General features: G+C 75.3%; 3 protein-coding genes and 1 pseudogene. 2 read left to right on the top strand and 2 right to left on the bottom strand.

Translation table 11 applies throughout. From position 1 onward, the window contains the following. Positions 1 to 160: 160 nt before the first annotated feature. Positions 161 to 2,158, top strand: coding sequence for a SpoIIE family protein phosphatase (locus G3I42_RS15720; protein ID WP_164286455.1), 1,998 nt, complete (start codon positions 161 to 163; stop codon positions 2,156 to 2,158). 67 nt (positions 2,159 to 2,225) lie between these two features. Here the strand turns inward: G3I42_RS15720 and G3I42_RS15725 are convergent, their stop codons facing one another. Both G3I42_RS15725 and G3I42_RS15730 read right to left on the bottom strand, forming a co-directional pair. Then, entirely contained in the window at positions 2,226 to 2,900 is a 675-nt protein-coding gene (locus G3I42_RS15725; RefSeq protein WP_164286457.1) for a pyridoxamine 5'-phosphate oxidase family protein, read from the bottom strand. Between the two features lie 69 nt (positions 2,901 to 2,969). Then, positions 2,970 to 3,770, bottom strand: a complete 801-nt coding sequence (locus tag G3I42_RS15730) for a VOC family protein (RefSeq protein WP_164286459.1) — start codon at positions 3,768 to 3,770, stop codon at positions 2,970 to 2,972. A 227-nt stretch (positions 3,771 to 3,997) separates the two neighbouring features. Here G3I42_RS15730 and G3I42_RS15735 point away from each other — a divergent pair. Next, a pseudogene (locus G3I42_RS15735) lies at positions 3,998 to 4,222 on the top strand (hypothetical protein); the annotation flags it as partial.

Raw genomic sequence — 4,222 nt, forward strand, 5'->3', positions numbered from 1 at the left:
TACCCGCGGGGCGGGCGGGGCGGCCGGAGGTCCCGTAACTCCAAGGGCTTCGGACAGGTGGCGGGGCGCCGGGCGGGCCCCGACCCTGGAGACGTGGGCCCGACGGCGGGCCCGCGGCACCGCCCGCCGGCGCCGCCCGCCCTCCCCGTACCGGTGAGCCATGACACCCTCTCCCGCGCCCGCGCAGGACCCCGGCAGTGCGGCACCCGGCGAAGGCACGGCCTGGCTGCTCGTGGACGCGAGCGCCCGCCCGGCCGAGAGCCGTGTCCTGGAGGTGTCGCGCCGTGCCGCGCGCCTCCTGGAGCGCGCGCCCGACGAGCTGGTCGGCGAGCGGCTGGCCGCCCTCGTGCCCGAGAGCAGCGTCAACAGCGTGATCGCCCTGCTTCTGGAGGCGGCCTCGTTCCCGCGCGACGGCAGGACGGGCAAGGCCCTGCAACCCGTGGAGTTCGCCGTCCCGAGCGGCGCCGTCATCTGCACGGCGAGCGCCCGCCGCACGCGCGGGGACGACGGCGTGCTGCTCGTACGGATCGAGGAGAAGTTCGCGCAGCGACGCTGGGAGGCGCTGCGGCTGGGCGTCGTCCTGACCGGCGAGTCGTTGTGGCTGTACGACCACGACGCGGAGCGTTTCCGCTGGCTGGAGGGCGAACCGCCGTTCTCGCTCATGGGCCCCGACCGGGACGTGACCCCCGACGAGTTCCTGGCGCGGGTCCATCCCCACGACCTCGACTCCGTCGCCGCCTTCTTCGACTCGCTCGTCTCCGGCCGCACCGACAGCTCCGAACTGCTCTTCCGGCTCCGCAGGAACGGGGAGGGCGCCGGATTCCGCAAGCTGCACACCCGGGCCCGCGCGGTGCGTTTCGGTTTCAGCGGGGCGCGCCGCGTCGTCGGCACCACGGAGGACACCACGACCCTCGTGGAGCGCCTCGACGCGCTCCAGGCGGCGTACGTCAACGAGCGCAAGCGGGGCCGGCTCGTCGGCGAACTGGCCTCGGCGTTCATCTCGGCGGCGACGGAGGACGAGCTGACCGAGGCGGTGCTGCACCGGCTCGCTCCGGCGTTCGGCGGGGTCGGCACGCTCTTCGCGTACGGCGAGAGGGGGCACCTGCGGGTCGTCTTCGGCGACGAGATCGACCAGGCGCTCGCGAAGGAACTGGAGGGGCTGCCGCTGAGCGCCCCCAAACCGCTGCCCGAGGCCATCCGTACCGGCGAGGCGGTCTTCATCGCGAGCCGTCAGGAGTACCGCGAGCGCTGGCCGATGGCGCACAGCCTGCTCGACGCGACGGACGCGGAGTCCTTCGCGATGGTGCCGCTGCGCGCGGCGGGCCGTCAGCTCGGCGCCTGGGTCATCACCTTCCACGAGCCCGGCATGCTCACCGAGGGCGACCGCACCCTGATGCGGACCCTCGGCACGCTCGCCGGGCAGGCCCTGGAGCGGATCAGGCTCCAGGAGGCGCGCGTCGAACTCGCGCGCATCGTGCAGCGCAACATGCTCCCCGAGGTGCTGCCGCCGGTGCCGGGCGTGGAGCTGACGGCCCTGTACCACCCGGCGCAGACCGGGCTCGACGTGGGCGGCGACTGGTACGACGTGGTGCCGCTCCAGGACGGCGGCGCGGCGTTCGTCATCGGCGACGTCCAGGGCCACGACCTGCACGCGGCGGGGCTCATGGGCCAGGTCCGCACGGCGCTGCGCGCCTACGCCTGGCAGGACCCGCAGCCGGGCATGGTCCTGGAACGCACCAACGAGCTGCTGCTCCAGATGGGGGTCCGGGCCTTCACGACGTGCCTGTACGTGCGCCTGCTGCCGGACGGCCGGCTGCGCACGGCGCGCGCCGGGCACCCGCCGATGGTGCGCCTCGACGCGGAAGGCCGGGCGACCGTGTGCGAGGACGAGACGGGGCCGCCGCTCGGCGTCATGTCGGGAGCCCAGTACCCGGAGCGGGCCTACGACTTCGCGCGCGGGGGCATCCTGGCACTGCTCACGGACGGGGTGGTGGAGGGCCCGAAGTTCACCGCGGAGGAAGGTCTGCGCCGCGTCGGGGACCTCCTGGCGCGCAAGGCGCACGAGCCCTTGGACGTGCTCGCGCAGTACCTGATGTCGACGGCGGGGAACACGGGGCACTTGGACGACTCGGCGCTGCTGCTGGTGCGGGGGGCGTGAGCCCGCGCCCGTGCCCTGTGCCCGGACCGCGGGGGCGTGCCTCCGGCCGTGCGCGCCCCGCCTTCCCTCACGTACGGATGATCCGCCCCGTCAGCCGCTCGGGCCGCAGGGTGAACCACGTCGTGCGGTCGTGGCCCGCCCAGGGGCCCGACCAGGCGGCGCGTTCCAGGGCCTTCGCGCGGGCGGGGTCCGTGACGTGGCGCAGGGTGCCGGTGGCGAGGACCGACCACCCCGCCCCGAGCGCCTCGTCGACGCGGTCCACCTCGAAGGCGACCGTGCCGCCCGCGGCCTGCGCCAGCGGGCCCCGCTCCGTCGAGCGCAGCGTCAGCTCGCCGTCCACCAGCGTGTAGTTGAGCGGCAGGATGACCGGGCCCGTCGCCTCCGTCGTGAAGCCGAGGCGGCCCACGCCGTGCGCGCCGATCCGGCGGCGGCACTCCCGCTCCCCCATCTCCTCCAGGACCGGTTCGGCGGCGGCCCGCCCTTGCCCGTCCGGGTATCCGGCGGCCGTCCCGCGCAGTTCCGCGAGGCTCACGCCGAGGGCGTTGGCGATCCGCAGCAGCACCGCCGTACCGGGCGCCGCGTTCTCCTCCTCGATGTACCGCAGGTACGAGGGGTCGGCGCCGACCGCCTGCGCGAGTTCGGCGCGGCTCAGCCCGGCCTGGGTCCTGCTGTGCGCGATGCGCCGTCCCACGTCGCTGCCCGGGCCGCCCCCGGGGGCGGTGAACTGCGATACCGGAGTCATGGCTCGTGCCTTCCTGGGCCGGGGCGGGACCCGTGGGCGTGCCCCCGAGGCGGTGGTGGGCGAAAGGGGTCAGCCGCCGGTGCGTTCCGCGAGCGTGAAGAGCGCCCCGGCCGGATCGCGCAGCACGGCCCGGCGGAAGTCGGGCCCGTCCTGCCGCTCGACGAGCGAACCGGAGTGCCGCGCGGCCTCGGCGACGGCCGCGTCGAGGTCGGAGACCGGGAAGTGCACCCGCCACATGGGACGGACGAGCGGATCGGGCGCGGCCTCGACGGCGCCCGAGCTGATGCGGGCGAGCTGGCTGTCGCCGTCCCGCACCACGACCGCCTCCTGCTCGTAGCGCACCTCGGGCGCCCCCGGCGTCTCCGTGCCCCAGCCGAGCACCTCGCCGTAGAAGATCGCCGCCTCGAAGGAGTCGCGGGTGCGCAGCTCGACCCAGGCGAGCCGGCTGCGCCTGCCGATGCGGCCGGGCGTCCCGTCGTCCTGCCAGACGCCGAAGACGGCGCCGTCGCGGTCGGCGGCGAGGGCTCCGCGCCCGCGCGGCAGCCGCAGCGGGCCGATCGCGACGGTGCCGCTGCGCTCGCGGACCCGGGCGACGGTGTCGTCGATGGCGGCGACGGCGAAGAAAGGAATCCAGGCGACGGCCACCTGGTACGTGGAGGCGACGGCGCCGAGTACCGCGACCGTCACGCCCTCGGTGTCCTCGGCCACGCAGAACTCGTCCCCGAGCGCGTTGCCCCGGAAGGTCCAGCCCATCACCGCGCCGTAGAAGCGCTGGGACTCGCCGAGGTCGTGGGTCATGAGGTTCACCGCGCCCCGGGAGCCGAGCGCGCGCTCCTCGTGGCGCTGGTGCGCGGAACTGTCCGCCGTCACGTGGGGGCCGCCTTCCTGTGGTGCCTCGGGGTGGGTGTCTGGGGCCGTGGTGCCCGGACGCGTGCCGTCCGCGCGCGGGGCGGGCTCGTTCATCTTGGGCCGGGGCGGGGTCCGCCGCATCCGGGGACATGCCGGGAGTTCACCCCCACGCGCGGTCTGCCGTAACCCTGATCGACGGACGCACGTTCACGACGTTGACCCATGACCGCTACAGAACGGAGCGCACAATGGCCAAGCGTCGCCAGCAGAAGGGCCGCAAGCACCGCCAGGTGAACCGGACGCCGCGTCCGGTCACCCGCACGGGTGCCGCCCGGCTCACGGCAGCGGCCGGAGGCCCCGAGCGCCCACGTCCGGCCGGCACGCCCGAAGCCACCACCACGGCCCCCCTCACCGGCATCACCGAAGCCGCACCCGCCCCGGCCCCACGCCGCGAGGAGGCCCCCGCCGCGCCC

It is taken from the genome of Streptomyces sp. SID11385 (assembly GCF_010548245.1).
Taxonomy (GTDB): domain Bacteria; phylum Actinomycetota; class Actinomycetes; order Streptomycetales; family Streptomycetaceae; genus Streptomyces.

What these genes read in the sequence shown, in the direction of transcription:
- G3I42_RS15725 (WP_164286457.1), bottom strand. Translation starts at nt 2,900, where the DNA reads ATGACTCCGGTATCGCAGTTCACCGCCCCCGGGGGCGGCCCGGGCAGC.
- G3I42_RS15720 (WP_164286455.1), top strand. Translation starts at nt 161, where the DNA reads ATGACACCCTCTCCCGCGCCCGCGCAGGACCCCGGCAGTGCGGCACCC.